This window comes from Exiguobacterium sp. SH3S1 (assembly GCF_004337105.1).
Lineage (GTDB): Bacteria > Bacillota > Bacilli > Exiguobacteriales > Exiguobacteriaceae > Exiguobacterium > Exiguobacterium aurantiacum_A.
Genome location: NZ_SJUW01000047.1, coordinates 1 through 399, shown reverse-complemented (window position 1 = coordinate 399; position 399 = coordinate 1). Strand labels below are relative to the sequence as shown.

Genomic DNA, 399 nt, shown 5'->3' with positions numbered 1-399 from the left:
GTCTTATGAGAAAGACATTACACCGATTACATTAAGTACATTAAATAAGCATCCTAAATTGAAAAACTTATATTTCCTTCAAGAAAATGCAAAACAGGCTATTGCAAGTATGTCACAAGCACAGTATGATGCAATTATTGAAATGAGCGATAATAATGGATTGAAATCTCCATTTGACATGGTTCAAAAACCAGATATGCTTGAAAGTGAAAAAGAAGAAGCGTTAAAGCCATTTATTTTACTTGTTGTAGATCGAAAAGAAGAAGGCTTAAAAGCGGCTAATGACTTATTGCAAAAAGCGAATGCAAATCCTGTTATAACAACAGGTCATCCTGATTTTTCAGAAGATATGCTTTATGGCAAGTATTTACCAAATGAAACAGGGGCATTATACTATCG

1 pseudogene is annotated in these 399 nt (G+C 32.8%); it reads left to right on the top strand.

What is annotated here, in order from left to right:
• Positions 1-399 (top strand): annotated as a pseudogene (locus EVJ26_RS14335) (EVE domain-containing protein); the annotation flags it as partial.